Here is a 23,554-nt window from a genome sequence, read left to right on the forward strand (position 1 = left end):
CCTCCTCTCAGTTCTGCGCGGCGGCGATTCGATCCTCGGCCAGGCGATCGGCTGCGGCTCCCAGCAGGATGCCCTCGGCGCGAGCGATGGCGAAGATGCCCGCGACCGTGCTGCGGATCTTGCCGATCGTGGCCATCACCTCGGTCGAATCCTTGCCGCGCAGTTCGCCTTCCACCTGGATCAGGCCGCCGGCGTTGGCAACGTAGTCGGGTACCCAGACAATCCCGCGCGCAGCCAGCATGGCTTCGACATCGGGTGTGAGGAGTTGATTGTTCGCTGCGCCGCACACGATGGACGCCGACAGCCGGGCCACCGACGAGGCGTCGAGAGTGGCACCCATGGCGCACGGCGCATAGACGTCGATGTCGGCACCGATGATGTCGGATTCGACGGTGACACCGGGGAAGTCGGTGACGATGCGATCGAGGGCGGGCGCGTAGGAGTCGCTGACGATCACCTCGGCACCTGCCTCGCGAAGCAGTGCGACGAGGTTGTAGCCCACTTTGCCCGCACCTTCGACGCCGACGCGCTTGCCGGTCAGATCGTCGGAGCCCCAGGTCGATTCGGCTGCGGCCAGAAGAGAAAGGAAGACTCCGAGCGCGGTTTGGGGGCCGCTGTCGCCGGTGCCGCCTGCGGTGGTGTTCTTGCCGACTACGTGCGCCGTCTCCTCGGCGATCATGTCGAGATCGTCGCTGTTGGTGCCCACATCGCCTGCGGTCACGTATGTTCCGCCGAGCGACTCGACGAACCGGCCGTACGCGCCCAGTAGCGTCGGGGTCTTGATGGCGTTGGGGTTGCCGATGATCACCGCTTTTCCGCCGCCGAGATCGACGCCCGCAACGGCGGCCTTGTAGGTCATTCCCCGGGAGAGCCGTAGTACATCGGTCAACGCATCCTGCTCGGATGCGTAGGGGTAGAAGCGCGTTCCGCCGAGAGCGGGTCCCAACGCAGTGGAGTGGACCGCGATGATCGCGCGCAACCCGGTGTCGCGATCCTGGCAGAACACGACGCGCTCGTGTGCGGAGTCGCGCGGCATGTCGGGACGATCGAACACGCCCGTCGGCAGGGGATCGTTCGAGGTGGGTACGACGGCGGGGTGGTCGGCAACGATGGACACAGGCAGTCTCTTTCGGTGATGAGGCGGCGGTACCCGGAAATGGATGGTGTCCGGGAACATGTCCGTCGAAGAGTGCCGTGAACGTGCACGCTGGTCAACCACCGTTGCCGAGAACGTGCATGTTGCACTGTGGCGCGTGAATCGACTCGGCAGAGCTGGTCTGGCTGCTCAGCGTCGGCCCTCCTCGGCGAGCTGCTCGAGCAACGGCTTGGTGCGGTACTGGATCAGCTCCGACATCGCGATGGACATGTTGGTGCGCTCGACGCCGGGAATGTCGAGGATGAGACCTGCGATGCGATACAGGTCGTCGGCGTCGACGGCGGCGATGCGGATGTGCATGTCCGCAGCCCCGGACAGCCCGAACACCTCGAGCACTTCCGGAATGGTGCGCAGGTGTTCGGTGACCGCCGCCAGGGTGTGCTGGTTGACCTGTGCGGTGACGAAGGCCTGCAGCGGGCGTCCCAGCGACTTCGGCGGAATGCGGTGATCGATCGGGGTCAGTGATCCTTTGTCGTCCCATCGACCGAGGCGTGCCTGGACGGTGTTGCGAGACAGGTTCAGTGTGGTGGCGAGTTCGACACCGGTGGCTCGTGGCCTCGCGCAGAGGGCGAGCAGGAGCCGGGCGTCGGTCTTGTCCAAATCGGTCATTGCGCACTTCCTGTCGCTCGGTCGTTACCCAATATTGTGCACGCTGCGCAGTTCTGAAGTCATCGCTTGTGCAGTGTGGATGTCGGTGGTGTCCTTGTGAAGGACATCACATCAGGACGGAGAGTGCCACGACCATGAACACCAACTCGCTGGTTCAGCTGATCAAAGAATCGGGAACAGTGGTGCGCAACGAGACCTACTCGCCCCTCGTCGCCGACATCGACACGGCCGCGATGATGGAGATGTACCGCGATCTCGTTGTCGTCCGGCGTATCGATTCCGAGGCCACCGCCCTGCAGCGACAGGGCGAACTGGGCTTGTGGGCACCGTTGCTCGGGCAGGAAGCAGCACAGGTCGGATCCGCTCGTGCGCTCGACACCGAGGACTTCGTGTTCGCCAGCTACCGCGAGCATGGTGTCGCTTACTGTCGCGGAGTAGACCCCACCCAGATGCTGCGGTTCTGGCGCGGATCGACACTGTCCGGCTGGGACCCGTACGAGTACCGCATGACTACACCGGCGATCATCGTCGGATCGCAGGGTCTTCACGCGACCGGTTACGCGATCGGTATGCAGCTCGAGGGCGCCGAGGGCGCAGCCATCACCTACTTCGGTGACGGCGCGACCAGCCAGGGCGACATCTCCGAGGCGCTGGGTTTCGCCGCCAGTTTCCATGCACCGGTGGTGTTCTTCTGTCAGAACAATCAGTGGGCGATCTCCGAACCGGTGACGGTGCAGACGAAGGCGACGATCGCCGCTCGCGGTGAGGGCTACGGAATTCCATCGGTGCGCGTCGACGGTAACGACGTCCTCGCGGTTCTGGCGGTGACCAGGGCAGCGCTGGCGCGGGCGCGTGAAGGCAGTGGCCCGACGCTCATCGAGGCCGTCACCTACCGCATGGGCCCGCACACCACCTCCGACGATCCGACGCGGTACCGCTCGGGTGCCACCGACGACGAATGGCGCGCCAAGGATCCGATCGACCGAATCGAGAAGCTGCTCAAGCGAATCGGCGTGTTCGACGACGCGTTCGCCGCCTCGGTGAAGCGCACGGCCGACGACGTCGCCGCCGAGCTTCGTCGCGGATGCCTGGAGACAGTCGAACCGGCGGCGATGTCGGTGTTCGACAACGTCTACGCCGACCCCCACCCCCTCCTGGACGACGAGCGAGCCCAGTTCGCCTCGTACCAAGCCGGATTCGAAGGAGCCATGTCATGACCACCCTGGAACGGCCCACCAGTCTTCCGTTGGGCAAGGCCATCAACGCAGGTCTGCGACGAGCGATGGAGAACGATCCGAAAGTCCTGCTGATGGGCGAGGACATCGGCAAGCTCGGCGGCGTCTTCCGCATCACCGACGGCCTGCAGAAAGACTTCGGCCCCGGTCGTGTACTCGACATGCCGCTGGCCGAATCGGGCATCATCGGCACCGCAGTCGGACTCGCGATGCGAGGATTCCGCCCCGTGTGCGAGATCCAGTTCGACGGCTTCATCTATCCGGCGTTCGACCAGATCGTCTCGCAGGTCGCCAAACTGCACTACCGCACCAGTGGAAACGTCAAGATCCCGATGACGATCAGAGTGCCCTACGGTGGCGGAATCGGTGCCGTCGAGCATCATTCGGAGTCTCCCGAAGGATATTTCGCGCAGACCGCAGGCCTTCGTGTCGTCACCTGCAGCAATGCCGCGGACGGCTACTCGATGATTCAGCAGGCCATCGCCAGCGACGACCCGGTCCTGTTCTTCGAGCCGAAGCGCCGGTACTGGGAGAAGAGCCCGATCGATCTGGAGTCGCGTGATCTCGACGCGTCCTACCCTCTGCATCGCGCGCGGGTGGTCACCGAGGGCACCGACATCACCCTCATCGCCTACGGCCCACTCGTTGCCACCGCCCGCAAGGCGGCCGAAGTCGCTGCCCACGAGGGAATCTCGATCGAGGTCATCGACCTGCGTTCTCTTTCGCCGATCGACTTCGAGACCATCGAGGCTTCGGTGCGCAAGACCGGACGGCTGGTCGTCACGCACGAGGCCCCCGTGTTCATGGGCCTCGGCTCCGAGATCGCCGCTCGGATCTCCGAACGCTGCTTCTACAACCTCGAAGCGCCGGTGCTGCGCGTCGGTGGCTTCGGTACTCCGTACCCGGCATCGAAGCTGGAGAAGTTCTATCTCCCCGACGTCGACCGGATTCTCGACGCAGTCGACCGCTGCCGCTCGCACTGACCTCGCGCTCACCGACCGCCGCCGATACGTACCGAACAGGATTCGACGATGCCCACCATCAAGAGCTTTCCGTTGCCCGACCTCGGGGAAGGACTCACCGAAGCCGATCTGCTGACCTGGCTCGTCGCCGTCGGTGACACCATCGAGCTGAATCAGAACATCGCCGAGGTCGAAACGGCCAAGGCCGCCGTCGAACTTCCCTCACCGTTCGCGGGCGTCGTTGCTGCCCTTCATGTGTCGGAAGGTGACACCGTCGAGGTCGGCGTCCCGATCATCGACATCCGCGTCGATGGAGGCACCGACGATGTCGCAGCTACCCCCGAGCTAGCCGCCGATGTGGACGAAGCGAGTCCGGTGGAGGACAGCGAGGAACGCGTCCCGGTTCTCGTCGGCTACGGCGTGGCGAAGGAAGGGTCGAGTCGACGCGGCGGCAGAGGGACCACGCCGGTCGCTTCGACCTCGAGTGGCCAGAACGGTAAACCGCTCGCTACACCGCCGGTGCGAAAGATTGCCAAGGACAACGCTGTCGATCTTGCCGAGGTACCCCCGACCGGAGCTCGCGGCGACGTCACCCGCGACGATGTCGAGTCGTATCTGCACGGAGCGGACACTGCAGGGGAGCAGACCCCACCGCGGGTCGGACGCGAGGTGCGCACACCGATCAAGGGAGTGCGCAAGCACACGGCGGATGCGATGGTGCGCAGTGCATTCACCGCTCCACACGTCACCGAGTTCGTGACCGTGGACGTCACCGAGACCCTGACACTGCTGGAATCCCTGAAGTCCTCGGCTCACTTCGCCGACGTGCGGCTGACTCCGCTGGCTCTGGTCGCCAAGGCGGTTCTCGTTGCGTTGAAATCGAATCCCTCGCTCAATTCGTCCTGGGACGAGGCAGCTCAGGAGATCGTCACCAAGTACTACGTGAACCTCGGCATCGCCGCGGCGACCCCGCGCGGATTGATGGTTCCCAACATCAAGGATGCCCACGAACTCTCGTTGGTGGATATCGCGCGCGCACTGGCAGAGCTGACGCGCACGGCCAAAGAGGGCAAGAGCAGTCCTGCCGACCTGGCCGACGGCACAATCACCATCACCAACGTCGGAGTGTTCGGTGTCGATGCAGGCACTCCCATCCTCAATCCCGGCGAAGCTGCCATCCTGTGCTTCGGTTCGATCCGCCGCATGCCCTGGGAACACGAGGGTGCCATCGCACTGCGGTCGGTGACGACACTGTCGCTCTCGTTCGATCACCGTCTCGTCGACGGCCAGCAGGGATCGCAGTTCCTCGCCCTCGTAGGCCGGTTGCTCAGCACTCCGATGGATATGATCGCCCTGAGCTGATTCACGCAGCTCGGCTCGATGGAGACGGCTCTACGGGAACAAGGGTGCGAGTGTGGCCGAGGCGATCGACGAGTACTTCCTGCAGCAGGTTCGGTCGATCCGGCCCGGTCGGTCGGTCGACGCGGATCCGCAGCGTCTGATCCGGTACTTCGACGCGCAACTCGCGAGCCGGCATCTCGACTTCGCCGCGCGCTGGTTGCAGTCCGCGGGCTTCGGCTACTACACCATCGGCTCGTCCGGGCACGAGGCCAACTCAGCTGTCGGTGCCGCGACCACGGTCACCGACCCGGCGCTCCTGCACTACCGATCCGGCGGCTTCTATGCCGCACGCGCACAACAGTATCCGGGTTCGACGCCGATCCAGAACGTGCTGGCGAGCCTGATTGCCTCGACATCCGATCCCATGTCCGGTGGCCGCCACAAGGTGTTCGGGCATCCGGACCTGGGCATCGTTCCGCAGACATCGACCATCGGTTCACAGGTGCCGCGCGCGGTCGGTCTGGCGTTCGCACTGGGGCGGGCGAAGGCACTCCGGCATCGAACCCCGTGGCCCGAGGACGCCATCGTCGTGTGCAGCTTCGGCGATGCCTCGGCCAATCATTCGACGACGGTGGGTGCGCTGAACTCTGCGGCCTATTGCGCACACCAATCCGTTCCGATGCCGATCCTGTTCGTCTGCGAGGACAACGGAATCGGGATCAGTACCCGATCGCCGCGGGGTTGGATCGCGCAGTCGCTCGGCCGATTACCGTCGATCGAGTACGTGCGCGCCGACGGCGATGATCCGATCGAACTGATGCGCACCGTCGACGCTGCGGTAGCGACGGTACGGGCAAGGCGGCGTCCGGTGGTCCTCCACCTCGAAACGGTGCGGTTGATGGGCCACGCCGGTTCCGATGCCGAACTCGCGTACCGCACCAACGCAGACATCGTCGGTGACTACGCACGAGATCCGTTGCTCGCCGGCGCACGCGCGCTGATCGGGGCCGGTGTGCTCTCGGCAGCCGACGTCGAAGGCCGCTACGAGGCGATGCGCGAGACCGTCATGACCGAGGCCGAGGCAATGGTCGAGTCCCTGCGGTCCGGGGCGTCGTCGCGCCTGGCTACCGCGGACGCGGTGATGGCCCCGCTCACCGAACGGCGACCGACTGCGGTAACCGCCACCGAACAGAGCCTGCGACCTGCAGAGGGCGGGTCGCGTCTGACGCTTGCAGCCATGATCAACAGGACGCTCACCGACATCATGGCGGCGCGACCGGACGTCCTCGTGTTCGGCGAGGATGTGGCCGTCAAGGGTGGCGTCTACGGCGTCACGAAAGGCTTACGCAAGAAGTTCGGCGCAGCACGGGTTTTCGATACGCTGCTCGACGAGCAGACCGTGCTCGGCACCGCCCTCGGTGCTGCGCTCGCGGGATTCGTCCCCATACCCGAGATTCAGTATCTCGCCTACCTGCACAACGCCGAGGACCAGCTTCGCGGCGAGGCGGCGTCGCTGAAGTTCTTCTCCGACGCCCAGTACACCAACGGGATGGTGGTGCGCATCGCCGGTCTGGCGTATCAACGCGGTTTCGGCGGACATTTCCACAACGACAATGCGGTCGCCGTTCTGCGCGACATTCCGGGCATAGTGGTTGCTGTCCCGAGTTCGGCGGCGGAGGCCGCCGGTCTGCTCCGAACGTGTGTGGCACTGGCCGTCGAGGAGGGGCGGGTGTGCGTTTTACTGGAGCCGATCGCGTTGTATCACCGCACCGACCTGCTCGACGGTGACGGGGCATTGCGTTGTGCCGACCATGCTTCGACCGAATTCGGCACGGTCGCAACGCATGGCGATGGCGTCGATCTGGCGATCGTCACGTTCGGGAACGGCGTGGTGATGAGTAGACGAGCCGCGTCCACGTTGCGCGAACACGGGATCGCTGTCACGGTTGTCGATCTGCGATGGGTCGTTCCGCTCCCGAGCGAGGATCTGCTGCACCGGCTCTCGGAATTCGATCGGGTACTGATCGCCGACGAGACCCGGCACGACGGGGGAGTGGGCGAGGGTGTTGTGACCGCTCTGGTCGAGGGAGGCTACGACGGTGCCATCCACAGAGTGTCGAGTGCGAATTCGTTCGTACCACTCGGTGCCGCGGCCGATCTGGTCCTCCTGTCGGAAGACCGGATCGTCGCCGCGGCCCTGAAGCTGATCGAAGTCGAGTGACTCAGTGAACCGGTTGGGCAGGGGCGACGGCGTCGCGATCACTGCGCGCCGGTGCCCGGATGAAGAACGACGCTGCCACCGCCACCAGTGACACGGCCCCGCCGTAGAGGAAGGCGGTGTGGATCCCGGCCTCGGAGCCGCCCACAGCGGTTGCGCCGTCGGCGATTCGGGCTGCTGCGGTGTTCGACATCACGGTGACGAACAGTGCGGTACCTGCGGCACCTGCCAACTGCTGAACCGTGCTGAAGATAGCGCTACCGTGCGAATACAGCTGGGTGGGAAGCGATCCCAGCGACGAGGTCATGAGCGGCGTCATGATGAGCGCGAGGCCGGCCGAGAGCAGCATGTGGATACCGATCACGAGCGGAAGGGCGGACTGCGCGTCCAGGACGGTCATCGACCACAGCGCGGCGCTCACCACCATCGCACCTGGAATGACCAACGGGCGCGGTCCGATTCGGTCGAAGATGCGTCCGACGAACGGCGCGAGCAGGCCCATCAGCAGTCCGCCGGGGAGCAGCATCAGGCCGGTGTCCAGGGTGTCGAGACCGCGGACGTTCTGCAGGTACATCGGTAGCAGGATCAGAGCGCCGAACAGGGCCATCATCGAGATCGCGATCATGCCGAGGCCGATGCTGAAGGTGGGGGTACGGAACGGACGCATGTCCAGTAGAGCTCCACCCTGATCTTGCCGGGCGATCTGACGCAGCACGAACACCACCAGGGCAATCGCTCCGACCACCAGTGGCAGCCATACCGGCACCACGGACTCCTCGGCCGAGTGTCCCAGGCTGCTCAGGCCATAGACGATCCCGCCGAAAGCCAACGCGGACAATACGACCGACGGCGGATCGAACGACGGCCGACCGGTCTGGGTCACGTTCTTCACCAGAGTGGTCCCGATGGCGAACGCGACGAGTGCGATCGGCAGGACGAGCCAGAACATCCAACGCCAGTTCAGCGAATCGAGGATGACTCCAGAGATGGTCGGACCGATGGCGGGGGCCACGGCGATGACGATGGAGATCACGCCCATCATCGCGCCGCGCTTGTGCGCCGGAACCACCGTGAGCACGGTGGTCATCAGCAGCGGCAACATGATCGCCGTGCCGCTGGCCTGGGTGACGCGTCCGAGCAGGAGCAGCTCGAAGCCAGGGGCAGAGGCTGCGAGCAGCGTGCCGACGGTGAACAGAGTCATCGCCGCCACGAATACCTGGCGCAGTGTGAAGCGCTGGAACAGGAATCCGGTGATGGGGATGACCACCGCCATCGTCAGCAGAAATCCGGTGGTGAGCCACTGTGCGGTGGTCGCCGTGATGCTCAGGTCGACCATCAGTGTGGGCAGCGCCACGCTCATGATCGTCTCGTTGAGGATCATGACGAACGCGGCGATGACGAGGATGCCGATCAACAACTTGCTGCCCGGCGCGAGCTGCCCGTCGGGTGCGTGGTCGGTCTCAGGTGTGGTCATGTGTCGAGAACTTTCGCGTATGGGTTCAAAGGTGCAAAGGAATACTGTCGAGACAGCCTGACTCATTGTGACAGTGACTGTCAACTTGAATATTACTGGTAAGTTGACGGCGAGAATACCGAGAAGCGGGCGATGGGTGGAGGACGATGAGCGAGCACGTACCGGATCTGCGAGAGCGTCGTCGCCGAGAAACCCAGCTCGAGATCACCCGTGCCGCGCTCGAACTGTTCGAGACGCAGGGCTGCGCCGCGACGACGGTCGACCAGATCGCACGTCGGGCCGGAGTATCGCCCAGCACGTTCTTTCGTAGCTTTGCATCCAAGGAAGAATCGGTTCTCGGCCTCGCCCCGGAGTTCGAGCTCGACATCGACGCCTGGCTGGCGTCGTCCGCACCCGAGGACATCACCCTCACTGCGATCGAAGCACTCTACGAGCGATCGGTCGAACGATTTTCCGCCGCCCCGCACGAGGCGCGGGATCGACTACTGCGTACCCGACGGCTCATCGGGCGTGACGACCACCTCCGAGCCGCTGCCTTCGCGACCGAGGCCATGACGCTGTGTCGCGTCACCGACTCGGTGGCCGCCAAACTCGGTGGCCACGAATCACGTTCGTACGCACGGTTGCTGATCGAGGGTGCCGGAATGGCCATGCGCATCGCCTTCGACGACTGGGCCGAGCGCATCGACGCCGGGCAGGACGCCGACCTGGTGGACATCTACCGAACCACGCTGCGCGATCTACGACGCGTCGTGGGCGGCTGACGTCGCACGTCGTGCATGGAACTTCGTAGCAGGGGTCGAGTTTTCGTGCACGTGGCGCGAAGCGCCTCTCACCCCAAGCGACTGGGCGAGAGGTCCGCTTCGACGAGTCCGCGCTCGGTGACGTCGACCGGAAGTGGTTGCCGCCGAACCAGAGACGCGCCGACTCTGGCCAGCGCCGCACACGTCTGGATTCCGTATCCGCCCTGACCGGCGCACCAGAAGAAGCCCTCGAGCTTCGTGTCGAAGCCCACGACCGGGGTGCGATCGGGGACGAAACTGCGCAGACCCGCCCAGGACGAGCGCAGATGTCGTCCCGTCAGCGTGGTCGCCTCGGCAATGTCGTCGAACGCTCGGGCGATCTCCAACTCGTCCGGGCGGGCATCGCTGGGCTCGGTGGGCGTCTCATCGGCAGGTGAACACAATAGTTGTGCGCCTTCCGGTTTGATGTAGAACTTCTCGTCCATATCGCTCAACGTCGCAAGATTCGCGGTGTCGAGATTTTCGGGCGCGGCGACCATGAACACCGACCGACGCATCGGGACGAGTCCGATCGGATCGGCACCCGCCAGTGCGCCCACGACGTCCGCCCATGCGCCTGCTGCGTCGACGACGAGCGGCGCAGTGTGGACCGAACCGTCCGTGGTGTGCACGTGCCACAGTCCGTCGATGCGTCTCAGTTGCGTCACGCCTGCCCCGGTGTGGACTCGACCACCTCGATCGCGCAGCCCCCGCACGAACCCCTGATGCAGCGCGTGTACGTCGACCTCCATCGAATGTGGTTCGTACAGTGCACAATCGATCAGTTCGGGGCGCAGCGGCGGAAAGAACGCACGCGCGTCGGTAGGAGAGACCAATTGGGCGTCGGGTGTCAGTCGGCTGACATCGGCGTACATCGCCTCGAGCGCGTCACCTCGCCCGACGGCCGCGATCTGCAGCAGCGGACGCGGGGCGAGCAGTTCGGACCGGAAGTGCTCCGGCGGGTTCATCAGGAATTCACGACTGGCGGTCGTCAGAGCACGAATGGTGCTGTTGCCGTAGGTCTCCAGGAACAGCGCGGCCGAGCGGCCGGTGGTGTGGAAGGCGAGGGTCTTCTCGCGCTCGAGCAGTGTGACGCGTCGGTCGCTCGCGAGTTCGTAACCGAGCGAGACGCCCCCGATTCCGCCGCCGATCACGATGACGTCGGTGGAGTTCGGTTCTCGCTCGGACGTGGTCATGGATTGCTCCCGTTCGTTGTCTCTGCGGTCCACTGCGCGCCGGGGCCGATCGACTCGTCGAAGATCAGCCAGGTTCGCGTCGACAGTATCCCGTCGAGTCCCTGCAGCTTGTCGAGCACCAGATGGCGTAGTGCCGACGTGTCCGGAGCCCGAACCAGGACGAGCGCGTCGAAATCTCCGCCCATGAGGCTGACGTGTTCGACGAACGGGAAGGTGCTCAGGTCGTCGGCGACGGCGCGCCAGGAATCCTGCCGAATGGACAGAGCCACATACGCCGACGCGCCGAACCCCGCTTTCTCGTAGGAGATGCGTGCGGTGAATCCCTCGATGACCCCTTCGTCGACGAGACGGTCGACGCGCACGTAGGCGTGTGCTCGCGAGATGTGGGTGGCCTCGGCCAGGGCGCGCATGGACATCCGGCCGTCCCGGCTGAGCTCGGTGACGATGCGTCGGTCCACGTCGTCGAGTCGGTACTCGGGTCCGTGCTGTGCCATCCGTCCACTCCAGGTCGCTCGAGAACGGTCTGTGTAGACGAATTGTCACATTCTTTGGCACATCAAGCCATCGATCTTCGTTTCCGCTCACGATTTGAATGTCGGTCCATCTGGCCGCACTCTGTGTAGAACACATCGATCCGCGACGAACACGAGCAGAAGGGGTACCGCATGACCACGACCGATACGCTCGATCACGTCACGACCTCGGTCGCACGACGCGTCCGTCAGGGATACGAAGCCGACTTCGTGGAGTGGACCGATCGCGGTATGGATCTCGTCCGAACCTTTCCCGGATTTCTCGGTGGCGGTTGGCTGCGCAGTTCCGGTGATTCCAGCGACTACCACGTGGTCTATCGATTCGAGACACACGACAACCTCGACGCCTGGCTGCGCTCGGATGCCCGGCGCACCTGGCTCAGCACCGGCCGTCCCATCGCCGACGACGTTGCGACACATCGACTCTCCGGTGTGGAGGGATGGTTCGAGCCGCAGTCCAACCTCACCGACGCCGTCCGGGTCATCGGTGGTCCGCCGCCGCGGTGGAAGCAGGCGATCTCGATCGGCGTGGCCTTCTACGCCGTCAGTCTGCTCGTCAACATCGTTCTCACGCCACATCTGACGGACCTGAACGTGGCTCTGCGCACTGCACTGGTGGTGATGATGTGCACGCCGCTGATGGTCTACGTGGTGATGCCGTTCGTCACCGCCCGGCTGCGTCGGTGGTTGGTACCGCGCTCGTAGCATCACCTTCGATAGGGTCGAAACCATGCGCAACGCCCCGGTACACGATCAATTCGCCCTCGACGGGGCCTGGAACTTCCGCGATCTCGGCGGTACGCGCACCACGGACGGGGCGACGATCCGGCCCGGATTGTTCTATCGCGCATCCGAATTGAGTGGGTTGACGGAGATCGGGCAGCGCGCTGTCGCGGATCTGGGCATTCGTACCGTGTTCGATCTCCGCGGCGATTCGGAGGCCGAACGGAGCGGCGTCGACCGAGTTCCCGACGGCGTCGAGTCGATCTCCGTGCCGTACGAGAATCTGAAAGGTGAGCGAGCCCCACACGAGGCAGCTCCGATTCAGGACGAGCAGACTCAAGTGGACTACATGATGCGGGCGTATGCCTCCTTCTCGACTCTCGACGGAGCGTCCCACGCGATCAAGCGGGTGGTGGACGAGATCGTGGAGCAACGCGGCGGCGTCCTGGTGCACTGCGCAGCGGGCAAGGACCGGGCAGGGTGGACGGTCGCGACGGTGTTGCGGGCGGCCGGCGTCGACGAGGACGACATCGTCGCGGACTATCTGAGAAGCAACGACGCGATGGAGCCGTTGCTCGCGCACGTCCGCCGAACCTGGACCGGACTCCACGACGTTCTCCCCACCGAGGCGATACTGGGTGTCCGCGCGTCCTACCTGGAGCACGGCCTGGAGGTCATGGCGAGGTCGCACGGCTCGTTCGACGGGTACCTGAACTACCTGGGCATCGATCGGGATCTCCGACGACGTCTGACTGCCTCGCTCGTACAGGACTGAGCGGTACCCTCTGCGTCATGCGAATCGGACGGACGGCCCCGGATTTCGAGCTCCCCGATCATTCGGGTGAATCCCGTGCGCTCTCCGAGCTGACCGAGTCGGGTCCGGTCGTACTGTTCTTCTACCCGGCGGCCAACAGTCCCATCTGTACCGCCGAGGCATGTCACTTTCGTGACCTGGGAGCAGAATTCGAACGGTTCGGTGCTCAGCGAGTAGGGATCAGCACCGACACCCGCGACAAGAATCAGCATTTCGCTCTGCAGAGGTCGTTCGACTTTCCGTTGCTGTCCGATCCCGACGGTGCGGTGGCCGAACAATTCGGCGTGCGACGCGGCGGGTGGTTCACTCGGCGGCGTAGGCTTCGAGAGCTCGAACGCGGCCACTCGAACGCGGGTCGACGCGGGTATCTGAGGCAGTTGCTGTCTGTGAAGAGGACGACGTTCGTGATCGATCGGCACCGAGTGGTGCGGATGATGGTGCAGAGTGAGCGCGGTCACGTGCATGCGACCAAGGCGCTGGAGTACCTGCGCTACCTGTCGTGAGAGTTGTTCGTTGTCGTCCGAACGTCAGTCGTTCGCGCCGCTGAACAGGGCGGTGTAGACGGCAGGCTTCGAGGCTTCGGCGTGCGCATCGGTCGATGCGTCGTCGGGGTGGCTGAAGAGTGCCTCGTTCTTGTCTTTGTGTTCCATTCCCCGAGCATGCCCCTGATTCGCCGCAATAGCCACTTGCCGCGCGGAACGACCGTGTCCGACCGGTCGGGTTCGGGTGGGATACTGCCCGTGTGCCCGATGAATCCCTGTTCGACGCCCTGCGGCGTGAGCCCGACGCCGAGGCACCCAACCTCCATGCCGTCGATGCTGCGGACCGCCTCGTCCTCGATACCGCCGACGAACTCCCCGGAATCGACAGGACGACGCCGATCGCGGTGATCGGCGACCGGTACGGAGCCCTGACCCTCGGAGCCGTTTCTCTCGGGTTCACCGCGGTCCGAGTTCATCAGGACGCCGTCACGGGCGCGCGGGCGCTCGAGCTGAACGCCGCGCGGGTTGCGATGACCGGGTCGTACACCCAGCACGCATTGGGTGCCGAACTGCTCGACGGCGTCGGGGTGGTGTTGATGCAGTTGCCGCGAGGTCTGGCCGAACTGACCGAGATCGCCGAACACATCGCCGCACATGCGCCGGCGGACGTCGTCGTCCTCGCAGGCGGACGAGACAAGCACATGACCCCGGCGATGAACGACGTCCTGCGGAAGTCGTTCGAGACGGTCACGGCCGGCCGCGGCCGGCAGAAAGCCCGAGTGCTCACCGCACGCGGCGCGGTGGCGTCGGGCATGACGTATCCGGTGAGCAAGCGGATTGCCGACCTGGACCTGACGGTGGTGGCGCACGGTGCGGTGTTCGCGGGGGCCGGTCTCGACATCGGGACGCGATACCTGTTGGAATACGTTCCGAAGATGCTCCCGCGAGCCCGTGTTGCCGTCGACTTGGGCTGTGGCACAGGAATTCTCGCGACCGAGTTGGCCCGAACGAGGCCCGATCTCGAGGTGATCGCCACCGATCGCTCGTCCGCAGCCATCGCGTCGGCAGCGGCCACCGCGGAGGCGAACGGGACGAGTGTCGCGGTGATCGCGGACGACGCGATGTCGACGTTCGAGTCGGAATCGGTCGATCTGGTGGTGTGCAACCCGCCGTTCCACGAGGGGGCGGCGGTGCACACGGGTGGGGCCAGCAAGTTGTTCGTCGCGGCCGGTCGGGTGCTGCGGCCGGGCGGTCAGCTGTGGACGGTGTTCAACACCCACCTGAACTACCGACGTGAACTGGCCGACGCCGTTGGCCCCACCGACCTGATGGGGCGCAACGGCAAGTTCACCGTCGCTCGCTCGGTACGCCCGAGCGAGCAACGGTAGACGGTCAGCTGACCGGGCCACCGTCCTCCGGGGTTCCGTCGATCTGTCCCCGGTTGCGTCCGAGATCCTCGACGAGAGTGCCCTCGACGATCTCGGCCTGACGCTGGCCCTCCGCGTAGTCGATGTCGGGATCCTCGTCGGATTCCTCGATGACGTGGTCGACCAGTTCCTCGGTCAACTCCTCGTCGGGGGTCTCGGTGATCGGGCGGTCGAGATCTTCCTCGACGGCGACATCGGGTTCTTCCTCGCTGAGCTTGAGGTCCAGGCTCTCGCCCTCGGCTGCCTCGCGGGCGGTGGTGCCGAAGCTGTTGGCCTCGCTCCAGTGGTCGGGAGGATCGACCACGGTGTCACCGTCGTCGTTGCGCACCTCGTCGGAGTCGACGCTTTCACTGGGGTCCAAGGTCTGGTCGGGTCCGTCTTCGATTGCCATTTCCTCATAGTGCCCGTTTCGATTCGGTGTCACACACGCGGTCGTCTCCGCGTGTCGGGGCCCTACCCGGTAGAGTCCGATTTGTCCGTCGTAGAAGTTCTCCTCCTGGGAACTTTTGTCCGGATGTCAGACGTTCTACTGATGACCGACGGGGAGATCCCCGGTGGGGATCAGAACTTACGAAGGGAAGAGACACGGTGCGCACCTCCAGCAACCCGGTGTTCCGCAACCTGCCCAAGCAGCAGGGCGGCGGATACGCCACATTCGGATCTGCGACGGCTGGAGCCTCGCAGGCCGCAACCTTCGGCCAGCATCCCGGAACGCAGGCCGATCCGTACACCACGCAGCCCGCACAGCGGGCCATGACGATCGACGACGTTGTCACCAAGACCGGCATCACCCTCGGTGTGCTGAGCGTGACGGCGATCATCTCGTACCTCCTCGTCTCCAACAACACCGACTTGGCCATCCCGTTCGTGATCGGCGGCGGTTTGATCGGCTTCGGTCTGGTCATGTTCGCGACCTTCGGTCGCAAGATGGACAACAAGGCCATCGTTCTCGCCTACGCCGCCGCTGAAGGCGTGTTCCTCGGCGCTCTGTCGCTCATGTTCACCGGCGTCGCGTTCGGCGGAGTCGGTGGATCGGCCCTCATCGGCCAGGCCGTCCTCGGAACCTTCGGCGTGTTCTTCGGCATGCTGATCGTCTACAAGACCGGCGCGATCCGTGTCACCCCGCGGTTGACCCGCATGGTCGTCGGTGCCCTCATCGGCGTCGTCGTGCTGATGCTCGGCAACCTCGTCGCGAGCTTCTTCATGGAAGACGGCTTCGGACTCCGCTCCGGCGGACCGCTGGCCATCATCTTCAGCCTCGTCTGCATCGGCATCGCCGCGTTCAGCTTCCTGCTCGACTTCGACCAGGCCGATCAGCTGATCCGTGCACAGGCTCCGGAGAAGGCAGCCTGGGGCGTCGCCCTCGGTCTGACCATCACGTTGGTCTGGCTGTACGTCGAGATCCTGCGTCTGCTGAGCTACTTCCAGAACGACTAGTACTCACGCGAAAAGCCCCGCCACTCCATCGAGGAGGGCGGGGCTTTTTCGTTGTGACTCGGATCAGCTCAGGCGTTCCAGCACCATCGCCATACCCATGCCGCCGCCGACGCACATGGTTTCGACGCCGAACGTCTTGTCGTGGGTGGTTAGGTTGTTCAGCAGGGTGGTGGTGATACGGGCACCGGTCATGCCGAACGGGTGGCCGATCGCGATGGCACCACCGGAGACGTTGAGTTTGTCCTCCTCGATGCCGAGGTCGCGTGCCGAGCCGAGGACCTGAACAGCGAAGGCCTCGTTGATCTCGAACAGGTCGATGTCGGAGATCGACATGCCCGCGATCTTCAGCGCCTTGCGGGTGGCCTCGATGGGGCCCAGGCCCATGATCTCGGGGGACGTGCCGGTGACTCCGGTGGAGACGATGCGAGCCAGCGGGGTCAGGCCCAGTTCCTTGGCCTTGGTGTCGCTCATGATGACGAGCGCTGCTGCGCCGTCGTTGAGCGGGCACGCGTTACCGGCGGTGATGGTGCCGTTGGGGCGGAAGACCGGCTTGAGCTGGCTGATCTTCTCGTAGGTGGTGCCGGCGCGAGGGCCGTCGTCGGTGTTGACGACGGTGCCGTCGGGCAGGGTCACCGGGGTGATCTCCCGCTCGAAGAAGCCGGCGTTGATGGCCTCTTCGGCGCGGTTCTGGCTGCGGACGCCCCAGTGGTCCTGATCCTCGCGGGTGATGCCGGTGAGCAGTGCGACGTTCTCGGCCGTCTGGCCCATCGCGATGTACGCGTCGGGCAGCTCGCCGTTCTCGCGGGGGTCGGTCCAGCTGTCCGCGCCCTCTTCCTGTGCCTTCTTGGTGCGGGCCTCGGCGTCGGCGAAGATCGGGTTGTGGCTTGCCGGAAGCGAATCCGAGCTGCCGTGGATGAAGCTCGACACACTCTCGACGCCTGCGGAGATGAACACGTCGCCTTCGCCTGCCTTGATCGCGTGCAGCGCCATGCGGGTGGTCTGCAGCGAGGACGAACAGTAGCGGGTGATCGTCGTTCCGGGCAGGGAGTCGTAGCCGAGCTGCACTGCGACGATACGAGCGAGGTTGTTGCCCTGCATGCCGCCGGGCAGACCGCAGCCCAGGAGCAGGTCGTCGATGTCCTTGGGGTCCAGCGAAGGCACCTTGGCCAGCGCGGCGGCGACCATCTGAGCGGTGAGGTCGTCAGGACGAATGTCCTTGAGCGACCCCTTCATCGCCCTGCCGATCGGTGAGCGCGCGGTGGCGACGATGACTGCCTCTGGCATGAGATCTCCTTCGAATCGATACTGCTTACCTGCTCTGTTACCGCCGAGTAGGCGATGTCTCCTGACCGAACTTACAACCCCGCCCGACCGCCGCCGCCACGACGTACGAGATCCTCCGATGCAGTGACGATCTCGGCGTCGAGCTCCGCGGTTCTGCGACGCAGGAAGCGGTCGAGTGCGGCCGTGGCGCGGGGGATGGCCTTGCGTGATTCGGCGGCGGCGGACACGGTCGGCAGCTCGGGCAGCGGGCCACCGTGCCACACCCCGAGCGCCGATGCGAGCACCGGCAGAATCTGCTGCGCGGCGAGCTCGTAGCCGGCGGCCGACGGATGGAAACGATCCGCCGAGAACATCGTGTCGGGTGCCGCGAGAAACTCGGGGGAGAGCAGATCCGCCACCGCCACCGGATGCCCGCCGGCGCTGAGCGTGCGGGCCGTCTGCGCGTGCGCGAGGCGTCGACCCCAATTGCGGACGACGGTGCGCAGAGGCTGCGGGATGGCCGTCACGACACCGAGGTCGGGGCACGTCCCCACGGCGACGACACAGCCCTTGGCCGTCAGCCGCTCGACCGCGTCGCCCAGTCGCGCCGCCGACGCGGGAATGGAGAACTTCTTGGTGACGTCGTTCGCGCCGACGAAGATGACCGCTGCATCCGGGGGCGGGCCCGCGACGAACATCGCGTCGACCTGGCCTTCGAGCCCCTTCGAGGTGGCACCGGCAATTGCTTTGGTACTCAATCGAATTCGTTGCCCGGTTTCCTCGGCCAGTCCGCGGGCGAGCAGAACCCCGGGAACTTCGTCGGCGACGACGCAGCCCACGCCTGCCGCCGTGGAGTCGCCGAAGATCATCAGATGAATATCTGCTGAACTTCCCATCCGCCACCGTTCGGGGGCCGCGCATCCCGCTGTGTAGACGCCGTCGGCCTCCGGTGGCTTGGCGGTGGTACGCCCGATGACGCCGCGCGCCGCAGCGGCCTGCGCCATCAGATGTCGGTAGGCGGCCCAGGACGCAGTCCCTGCTCCAGAGCCCGCAAGTACCGTCGCGGCGCTCGCCTTCGCAGCGGTTCGCCATCCGCTCGCCGTCACAGATCGATCCCTCTCGTCGCGCCGTCGACACCATCGTAGGCGGGCGTCGACAGCCGTGGCCGAGAGTCGAATACCTGCATCTGGGAAGATGGTGCAATGCGCATCGCTCAGCACATCACCGAACTCATCGGCAACACCCCGTTGGTGAAGCTGTCCACCGTCATCGGCGACGGCGTCGGCACGGTCGCGGCCAAGATCGAGTACCTCAACCCGGGTGGTTCGTCCAAGGACCGCATCGCGGTCAAGATGATCGACGCGGCCGAGGCATCCGGCGAATTGAAGCCCGGCGGCACCATCGTCGAACCCACGTCCGGCAACACCGGCGTCGGTCTCGCGCTCGTCGCGCAGCAGCGCGGCTACAAGTGTGTGTTCGTGTGCCCCGACAAGGTCGGTGAGGACAAGCGGAACGTGCTGCGCGCCTACGGAGCAGAGGTCGTCGTCTGCCCGACGGCTGTCGCACCCGAGGACCCCAACAGCTACTACAGCGTCTCCGATCGACTCGTTCGCGAGATCGAGGGAGCCTGGAAGCCCAACCAGTACTCCAACCCGGCCGGACCGGCCAGCCACTACGAGACCACCGGCCCCGAGATCTGGGCCGACACCGACGGAAAGATCACGCACTTCGTCGCAGGCGTCGGCACCGGCGGCACCATTTCCGGCACCGGCAAATACCTCAAGGAGGTCTCCGGCGGCAAGGTCAAGGTCATCGGCGTCGATCCCGAGGGCTCGGTCTACTCCGGCGGCACGGGACGACCGTACCTCGTCGAAGGTGTCGGTGAGGATTTCTGGCCGACGGCCTACGACCCGTCCATCCCGGACGAGATCATCGCCGTCTCCGACGCCGATTCCTTCGACATGACCCGTCGCCTCGCCCGCGAGGAAGGCCTGTTGGTCGGCGGCTCGTGCGGGATGGCCGCCGTTGCCGCTATCCAGGTTGCCGAGCGCGAAGGTCCCGACGCGTTGGTCGTCGTCCTGCTGCCCGACGGCGGGCGCGGCTACCTGGCGAAGATCTTCAACGACTCGTGGATGTCGTCGTACGGATTCCTGCGTTCGCGTCTGGACGGCACAACCGAGGAGACCTCCGTCGGCGCTGTGCTGCGCGGAAAGTCCGGTGCGCTGCCGGATCTGGTGCACACCCACCCGTCGGAAACCGTGCGCGACGCCATCGAGATTCTGCGCGAGTACGGCGTCTCCCAGATGCCGGTCGTCGGAGCCGAGCCGCCCGTCATGGCAGGCGAGGTAGCAGGCAGTGTCACCGAACGGGATCTGCTCAGCGCAGTGTTCGAGGGTCGCGCAGCGTTGGCCGATCCGGTCGCCAAGCACATGAGTGACCCGTTCCCGCTGATCGGTGCCGGCGAAACCGTCTCCGACGCCACCAAGGCGCTCGGCGAATCCGACGCGCTGATGGTCGTCGAAGAAGGCAAGCCCGTCGGCGTCATCACTCGCCACGATCTGCTCGGATTCCTCAGCAAGGGTGCCTAGCGGCAGTGGTGTGGTCGATTGCCCCTGATGGGCACTCGACCCACACCACTGCGCGTCAGCGCACCGCGCTGGTGCCGGTCAGCGCCTGCCCGATCACCAGTTGATGGACCTCGGACGTGCCCTCGTAGGTGAGGACGGATTCGAGGTTGTTGGCGTGACGGAGCACCGGGTACTCCAGCGTGATTCCGTTGGCGGCCAGAATCGTTCGGCATTCACGTGCGATCTTGATGGCCTCGCGGACGTTGTTGAGCTTGCCGAGTGACACTCGCTCGCCCGGCAGTTCGCCCTTGTCCTTGAGTCGACCCAGATGCAGAGCGAGCAGTTGGCCCTTGCCGAGTTCGAGAGCCATGTTGGCGAGCTTGGCCTGGGTGAGCTGGTAGCCGGCGAGTGGCTTGTCGAACACCGCGCGGGTCTTGGAGTACTCGACGGCCGATTCGATGCAGTCCCGCGCCGCGCCCATCGCGCCGAAGACGATGCCGAAGCGCGCTTCGTTGAGGCAACTCAGGGGTCCGCGGAGACCGCTGGCCTCGGGCAGCATCGCGTCTGCGGGGAGTCGGACGTCGTCGAACACCAACTCGCCGGTGATCGACGCACGCAGCGACAGCTTCTTCTTGACCGTGTTGGCGGTGAATCCCGGTGTGTCGGTGGGGACGACGAATCCGCGGATCTTGTCGTCTGTCTGTGCCCACACCACGGCGACGTCGGCGACGGGTCCGTTGGTGATCCACATCTTGCTGCCGTTGAGGATCCAGTCGTCACCGTCGCGCTTGGCGCGGGTGAGCATGCCGCCGGGGTTCGATCCGTAGTCGGCCTCGGTGAGTCCGAAGCAGCCGATCAGCGTTCCCTCGGCCATCCCCGGAAGCCACTGCTGCTTCTGCTCCTCGGAGCCGTACTTCCAGATGGCGAACATCGCCAGCGAGCCCTGCACCGAGACCAGCGACCGGATGCCGGAGTCGATGGCTTCGAGCTCGAGGCAGGCCAGGCCGTACGCCGTCGCCGAGGTTCCGGCGCAGCCGTAGCCCTCGAGGTGCATGCCGAGCAGGCCGAGCGAGCCCAGCTCCTTGGCCAGTTCGCGCACCGGGACCGTGCCTTCGTCGAACCAGTCGGCGATGTGCGGCCGGATGCGCTCGTTGCCGAACTTGCGCACGGTGTCCCGGATCTGCCGCTCCTCGTCGTCGAGGAGTGAATCGATCGCGAACAGTTCGTCGACGCTCTGGGAGTTGGCCACGGTGCCTCTTTCCGCTGGGGGTTGTCTTCGCAGGTTACCCACGCCCCCGCCTGACGACGAAGGCCGATTAGGGTGGAGGCCATGAGTGAGCAGCGCAGCAAGGCAGACAACACCTCCTGGCAGGGCTTTTCCACCAAGGCGGTTCACGCCGGCTACGAGCCGGATCCGCTGACCGGCGCAGTGAACGTGCCGATCTATGCCAGCTCCACCTTCGCCCAGGACGGCGTCGGCGGCATGCGCAGCGGATTCGAGTACGCGCGCACCGGCAACCCGACGCGTCGGCCGCTCGAAGCCAATCTCGCGGCCATCGAGTCCGGCACCTACGGGCGCGCGTTCTCCTCGGGCATGGCGGCCACGGACTGCCTGCTGCGCTCGGCGCTGCGTCCCGGTGACCACCTCGTCATCCCCAACGACGCCTACGGCGGCACGTACCGATTGATCGACAAGGTCTTCACCCAGTGGGGCATCGAGTACTCGGTTGCCGCAGTGTCGGACGTCGACGAGGTCCGTGCAGCGATGCGTCCGAACACCAAGCTCGTCTGGGTCGAGACGCCCACCAACCCGCTGCTCAACGTCGGTGACATCGAGGCCCTCTCGGGCGTCGCGCACGAGGGTGGGGCCAAGCTCGTCGTCGACAACACCTTCGCCTCTCCGTATCTGCAGCAGCCGCTGAGCCTCGGTGCCGACGTGGTGCTGCACTCGACCACCAAGTACATCGGCGGACACTCCGATGTGGTGGGCGGCGCACTGGTCACCGACAGCGAAGAACTCGATACGGCGTTCGCGTTCCTGCAGAACGGCGCGGGCGGTGTTCCCGGACCGTTCGACGCATTCCTGACCTTGCGCGGCATCAAGACTCTCGCGTTGCGGATGGAGCGACACAGCGACAACGCCGAGAAGATCGTCGAATTCCTCGACGGCCATCCGGCCATCTCGCAGGTCATCTACCCCGGGCTCGAATCCCACCCGTCCCACGCGGTCGCCGCGAAGCAGATGCGACGCTTCGGCGGGATGGTCTCGGTGCGTCTGGCCGGTGGCAAGCAGGCAGCACTGGACTTCTGCGCGAAAACCGAGATCTTCACTCTCGCCGAATCCTTGGGCGGCGTCGAATCGTTGATCGAACACCCCGGCGCGATGACCCATGCGTCGACGGCCGGTTCGTTGCTCGAGGTGCCCGACGATCTGGTGCGTCTGTCGGTCGGCATCGAGGACGGTGCCGATCTGGTCGGTGACGTCGAGCAAGCGCTGGCATGATCGTCGCACTGATCGACTCGGGCCTGGGGATGCTTCCGACGGCTGCGCGGCTACGACAAGCGCGCCCCGAGCTCGATCTGGTGCTGATGATGGACCCCGACAACGCTCCGTGGGGACCCAAGCCGGACGGTTGGGTCGTCGACCGGGTAGTCGGCACAGCGCAGCATGCGGTCGAACTCGGTGCCGAGGTGGTTGTGCTTCCGTGCAACACCGCCAGTGTGACGGCGCTGAGTCACGTCCGGGCCGCGCTCGGTGACACGATTCCGGTGGTGGGTACCGTCCCGGCGATCAAACCCGCTGCAGCGGTGAGCGATCGGATCGCGATCTGGGCGACGGCGGCCACGACCGCCAGCGCCTATCAGGGGCGTCTGATCGAGCAGTTCGCCTCGCACCGAACGGTGACGAGTGTGGCGTGCCACGGTCTGGCGGATTCGATCGATCGCGGTGATGTTCGCGGGATCGGTGCGGCCATCACCGCGGCCGTGGCAGCCACGCCCACGGACGTCGACTCGATCGTGCTGGGGTGCACGCACTACCCGCTGGTGTCGGCCGAGATCGTCTCGCAGCTGCCGAGCGGCATCACGATGTTCGACAGCGCCGAGGCGGTGGCCAACCAGACGGTGCGACGCGTCGACGAAGTCGGTTCCAGCGGTTCGGGAACCGGACGTGTATCGGTGTGGTTGAGCGGAATCGAGGGCGGTTTGCCTGCGAGCGCGCAGCGGTACCGCGAGGGCCAGCTGCTGCTCGACGGTGCGGGAGCACACCGACTCTGAGTCCGTCGGGAATGCGAGACCTTCCTACGCGTTGTCCTTCACTGAGGTAACGGTCGCTG

At 65.4% G+C, this 23,554-nt stretch carries 23 protein-coding genes; 13 read left to right on the plus strand and 10 right to left on the minus strand.

What is annotated here, in order from left to right:
- Nucleotides 1–7: 7 nt before the first annotated feature.
- Nucleotides 8–1,117 carry a Glu/Leu/Phe/Val family dehydrogenase gene (locus tag CH302_RS20760; RefSeq protein ID WP_037188514.1) on the minus strand — a complete coding sequence of 370 codons (1,110 nt, stop codon included), beginning with the start codon at nt 1,115–1,117 and terminating at the stop codon, nt 8–10.
- A gap of 168 nt (nt 1,118–1,285) precedes the next feature.
- A complete protein-coding gene (locus CH302_RS20765) occupies nt 1,286–1,765 on the minus strand; it encodes an Lrp/AsnC family transcriptional regulator (RefSeq protein ID WP_037188511.1) in 480 nt (159 codons plus the stop codon).
- Nucleotides 1,766–1,899: 134 nt separating this feature from the next.
- Between CH302_RS20765 and pdhA the strand changes: the two genes are divergently transcribed.
- The 4 genes from pdhA to CH302_RS20785 are packed head-to-tail and all read left to right on the plus strand — an operon-like array spanning nt 1,900 to nt 7,524.
- Complete coding sequence (gene pdhA, locus CH302_RS20770; protein WP_037188508.1) at nt 1,900–2,982, plus strand: pyruvate dehydrogenase (acetyl-transferring) E1 component subunit alpha; 1,083 nt, start codon at nt 1,900–1,902, stop codon at nt 2,980–2,982.
- Nucleotides 2,979–3,983 carry an alpha-ketoacid dehydrogenase subunit beta gene (locus CH302_RS20775; protein WP_037188505.1) on the plus strand — a complete coding sequence of 335 codons (1,005 nt, stop codon included), beginning with the start codon at nt 2,979–2,981 and terminating at the stop codon, nt 3,981–3,983. The genes pdhA and CH302_RS20775 overlap by 4 nt, the downstream gene beginning before the upstream one ends.
- Nucleotides 3,984–4,031: 48 nt before the next feature.
- Nucleotides 4,032–5,324 carry a dihydrolipoamide acetyltransferase family protein gene (locus tag CH302_RS20780; RefSeq protein ID WP_037188503.1) on the plus strand — a complete coding sequence of 431 codons (1,293 nt, stop codon included), beginning with the start codon at nt 4,032–4,034 and terminating at the stop codon, nt 5,322–5,324.
- Nucleotides 5,325–5,376: 52 nt separating this feature from the next.
- Nucleotides 5,377–7,524, plus strand: coding sequence for a thiamine pyrophosphate-dependent enzyme (locus CH302_RS20785; RefSeq protein WP_037188500.1), 2,148 nt, complete (start codon nt 5,377–5,379; stop codon nt 7,522–7,524).
- Between the two features lies 1 nt (nt 7,525).
- Here CH302_RS20785 and CH302_RS20790 read toward each other — a convergent pair whose 3' ends face one another.
- A complete protein-coding gene (locus CH302_RS20790) occupies nt 7,526–8,995 on the minus strand; it encodes an MDR family MFS transporter (RefSeq protein ID WP_037188497.1) in 1,470 nt (489 codons plus the stop codon).
- Between the two features lie 146 nt (nt 8,996–9,141).
- On the opposite strand from CH302_RS20790, the gene CH302_RS20795 reads away from it, so the two are divergent.
- Complete coding sequence (locus tag CH302_RS20795; RefSeq protein WP_037188494.1) at nt 9,142–9,759, plus strand: TetR/AcrR family transcriptional regulator; 618 nt, start codon at nt 9,142–9,144, stop codon at nt 9,757–9,759.
- Nucleotides 9,760–9,827: 68 nt separating this feature from the next.
- Here the strand turns inward: CH302_RS20795 and CH302_RS20800 are convergent, their stop codons facing one another.
- Both CH302_RS20800 and CH302_RS20805 read right to left on the minus strand, forming a co-directional pair.
- Nucleotides 9,828–10,973: an NAD(P)/FAD-dependent oxidoreductase gene (locus CH302_RS20800; protein ID WP_037188491.1), complete on the minus strand. Its 1,146-nt coding sequence runs from the start codon at nt 10,971–10,973 to the stop codon at nt 9,828–9,830.
- The gene (locus CH302_RS20805) at nt 10,970–11,467 is read right to left on the minus strand and encodes an Lrp/AsnC family transcriptional regulator (RefSeq protein ID WP_037188489.1); all 498 of its coding nucleotides are present in this window, start codon (nt 11,465–11,467) and stop codon (nt 10,970–10,972) included. Before CH302_RS20805 ends, CH302_RS20800 begins: the two co-directional genes overlap by 4 nt.
- Before the next feature lie 171 nt (nt 11,468–11,638).
- Between CH302_RS20805 and CH302_RS20810 the strand changes: the two genes are divergently transcribed.
- Genes CH302_RS20810 through CH302_RS20820 form a run of 3 tightly spaced genes read left to right on the plus strand, consistent with a single transcriptional unit; the run spans nt 11,639 to nt 13,546 of the window.
- A complete protein-coding gene (locus CH302_RS20810; RefSeq protein WP_037188487.1) occupies nt 11,639–12,211 on the plus strand; it encodes an antibiotic biosynthesis monooxygenase in 573 nt (190 codons plus the stop codon).
- A gap of 25 nt (nt 12,212–12,236) precedes the next feature.
- Complete coding sequence (locus tag CH302_RS20815) at nt 12,237–13,004, plus strand: tyrosine-protein phosphatase (RefSeq protein WP_037188485.1); 768 nt, start codon at nt 12,237–12,239, stop codon at nt 13,002–13,004.
- A gap of 17 nt (nt 13,005–13,021) precedes the next feature.
- A complete protein-coding gene (locus CH302_RS20820) occupies nt 13,022–13,546 on the plus strand; it encodes a peroxiredoxin (protein ID WP_037188483.1) in 525 nt (174 codons plus the stop codon).
- A 24-nt stretch (nt 13,547–13,570) separates the two neighbouring features.
- Here CH302_RS20820 and CH302_RS30690 read toward each other — a convergent pair whose 3' ends face one another.
- Nucleotides 13,571–13,693 carry a hypothetical protein gene (locus tag CH302_RS30690; protein ID WP_255138702.1) on the minus strand — a complete coding sequence of 41 codons (123 nt, stop codon included), beginning with the start codon at nt 13,691–13,693 and terminating at the stop codon, nt 13,571–13,573.
- 92 nt (nt 13,694–13,785) lie between these two features.
- Here CH302_RS30690 and CH302_RS20825 point away from each other — a divergent pair, with 92 nt between their 5' ends.
- Nucleotides 13,786–14,913: a class I SAM-dependent methyltransferase gene (locus CH302_RS20825; RefSeq protein WP_037188480.1), complete on the plus strand. Its 1,128-nt coding sequence runs from the start codon at nt 13,786–13,788 to the stop codon at nt 14,911–14,913.
- A gap of 4 nt (nt 14,914–14,917) precedes the next feature.
- On the opposite strand, the gene CH302_RS20830 is transcribed toward CH302_RS20825, so the two are convergent.
- Nucleotides 14,918–15,343, minus strand: a complete 426-nt coding sequence (locus CH302_RS20830) for a hypothetical protein (RefSeq protein WP_037188477.1) — start codon at nt 15,341–15,343, stop codon at nt 14,918–14,920.
- Nucleotides 15,344–15,540: 197 nt separating this feature from the next.
- Here CH302_RS20830 and CH302_RS20835 point away from each other — a divergent pair, with 197 nt between their 5' ends.
- Nucleotides 15,541–16,389, plus strand: coding sequence for a Bax inhibitor-1/YccA family protein (locus CH302_RS20835; protein ID WP_037188475.1), 849 nt, complete (start codon nt 15,541–15,543; stop codon nt 16,387–16,389).
- A 63-nt stretch (nt 16,390–16,452) separates the two neighbouring features.
- Here the strand turns inward: CH302_RS20835 and CH302_RS20840 are convergent, their stop codons facing one another.
- Nucleotides 16,453–17,673, minus strand: a complete 1,221-nt coding sequence (locus tag CH302_RS20840; protein ID WP_037188472.1) for an acetyl-CoA C-acetyltransferase — start codon at nt 17,671–17,673, stop codon at nt 16,453–16,455.
- Nucleotides 17,674–17,744: 71 nt separating this feature from the next.
- A complete protein-coding gene (locus tag CH302_RS20845; RefSeq protein WP_094650027.1) occupies nt 17,745–18,758 on the minus strand; it encodes an SGNH/GDSL hydrolase family protein in 1,014 nt (337 codons plus the stop codon).
- A 96-nt stretch (nt 18,759–18,854) separates the two neighbouring features.
- Here CH302_RS20845 and CH302_RS20850 point away from each other — a divergent pair, with 96 nt between their 5' ends.
- Nucleotides 18,855–20,240: a cystathionine beta-synthase gene (locus CH302_RS20850; RefSeq protein ID WP_037188468.1), complete on the plus strand. Its 1,386-nt coding sequence runs from the start codon at nt 18,855–18,857 to the stop codon at nt 20,238–20,240.
- A gap of 55 nt (nt 20,241–20,295) precedes the next feature.
- On the opposite strand, the gene CH302_RS20855 is transcribed toward CH302_RS20850, so the two are convergent.
- Nucleotides 20,296–21,468, minus strand: coding sequence for an acyl-CoA dehydrogenase family protein (locus tag CH302_RS20855; RefSeq protein ID WP_037188465.1), 1,173 nt, complete (start codon nt 21,466–21,468; stop codon nt 20,296–20,298).
- An 81-nt stretch (nt 21,469–21,549) separates the two neighbouring features.
- Here CH302_RS20855 and CH302_RS20860 point away from each other — a divergent pair, with 81 nt between their 5' ends.
- Together CH302_RS20860 and CH302_RS20865 are read left to right on the plus strand one after the other, a co-directional pair.
- A complete protein-coding gene (locus tag CH302_RS20860) occupies nt 21,550–22,722 on the plus strand; it encodes a cystathionine gamma-synthase (RefSeq protein ID WP_032376589.1) in 1,173 nt (390 codons plus the stop codon).
- Nucleotides 22,719–23,495, plus strand: coding sequence for a glutamate racemase (locus CH302_RS20865; protein ID WP_037188463.1), 777 nt, complete (start codon nt 22,719–22,721; stop codon nt 23,493–23,495). Before CH302_RS20860 ends, CH302_RS20865 begins: the two co-directional genes overlap by 4 nt.
- Nucleotides 23,496–23,554: the final 59 nt, after the last annotated feature.

The sequence above is a fragment of the Rhodococcus sp. 15-2388-1-1a genome, assembly GCF_002259145.1.
GTDB lineage: Bacteria > Actinomycetota > Actinomycetes > Mycobacteriales > Mycobacteriaceae > Rhodococcoides.

Excerpts from the sequence above, each read along its gene's own strand:
- CH302_RS20765 (WP_037188511.1), bottom strand. The coding sequence starts at position 1,765 with ATGACCGATTTGGACAAGACCGACGCCCGGCTCCTGCTCGCCCTCTGC.
- pdhA (WP_037188508.1), top strand. The coding sequence starts at position 1,900 with ATGAACACCAACTCGCTGGTTCAGCTGATCAAAGAATCGGGAACAGTG.
- CH302_RS20775 (WP_037188505.1), top strand. The coding sequence starts at position 2,979 with ATGACCACCCTGGAACGGCCCACCAGTCTTCCGTTGGGCAAGGCCATC.
- CH302_RS20780 (WP_037188503.1), top strand. The coding sequence starts at position 4,032 with ATGCCCACCATCAAGAGCTTTCCGTTGCCCGACCTCGGGGAAGGACTC.
- CH302_RS20790 (WP_037188497.1), bottom strand. The coding sequence starts at position 8,995 with ATGACCACACCTGAGACCGACCACGCACCCGACGGGCAGCTCGCGCCG.
- CH302_RS20795 (WP_037188494.1), top strand. The coding sequence starts at position 9,142 with ATGAGCGAGCACGTACCGGATCTGCGAGAGCGTCGTCGCCGAGAAACC.
- CH302_RS20800 (WP_037188491.1), bottom strand. The coding sequence starts at position 10,973 with ATGACCACGTCCGAGCGAGAACCGAACTCCACCGACGTCATCGTGATC.
- CH302_RS20805 (WP_037188489.1), bottom strand. The coding sequence starts at position 11,467 with ATGGCACAGCACGGACCCGAGTACCGACTCGACGACGTGGACCGACGC.
- CH302_RS20810 (WP_037188487.1), top strand. The coding sequence starts at position 11,639 with ATGACCACGACCGATACGCTCGATCACGTCACGACCTCGGTCGCACGA.
- CH302_RS20815 (WP_037188485.1), top strand. The coding sequence starts at position 12,237 with ATGCGCAACGCCCCGGTACACGATCAATTCGCCCTCGACGGGGCCTGG.
- CH302_RS20820 (WP_037188483.1), top strand. The coding sequence starts at position 13,022 with ATGCGAATCGGACGGACGGCCCCGGATTTCGAGCTCCCCGATCATTCG.
- CH302_RS30690 (WP_255138702.1), bottom strand. The coding sequence starts at position 13,693 with ATGGAACACAAAGACAAGAACGAGGCACTCTTCAGCCACCCCGACGAC.
- CH302_RS20830 (WP_037188477.1), bottom strand. The coding sequence starts at position 15,343 with ATGGCAATCGAAGACGGACCCGACCAGACCTTGGACCCCAGTGAAAGC.
- CH302_RS20840 (WP_037188472.1), bottom strand. The coding sequence starts at position 17,673 with ATGCCAGAGGCAGTCATCGTCGCCACCGCGCGCTCACCGATCGGCAGG.
- CH302_RS20850 (WP_037188468.1), top strand. The coding sequence starts at position 18,855 with ATGCGCATCGCTCAGCACATCACCGAACTCATCGGCAACACCCCGTTG.
- CH302_RS20860 (WP_032376589.1), top strand. The coding sequence starts at position 21,550 with ATGAGTGAGCAGCGCAGCAAGGCAGACAACACCTCCTGGCAGGGCTTT.
- CH302_RS20865 (WP_037188463.1), top strand. The coding sequence starts at position 22,719 with ATGATCGTCGCACTGATCGACTCGGGCCTGGGGATGCTTCCGACGGCT.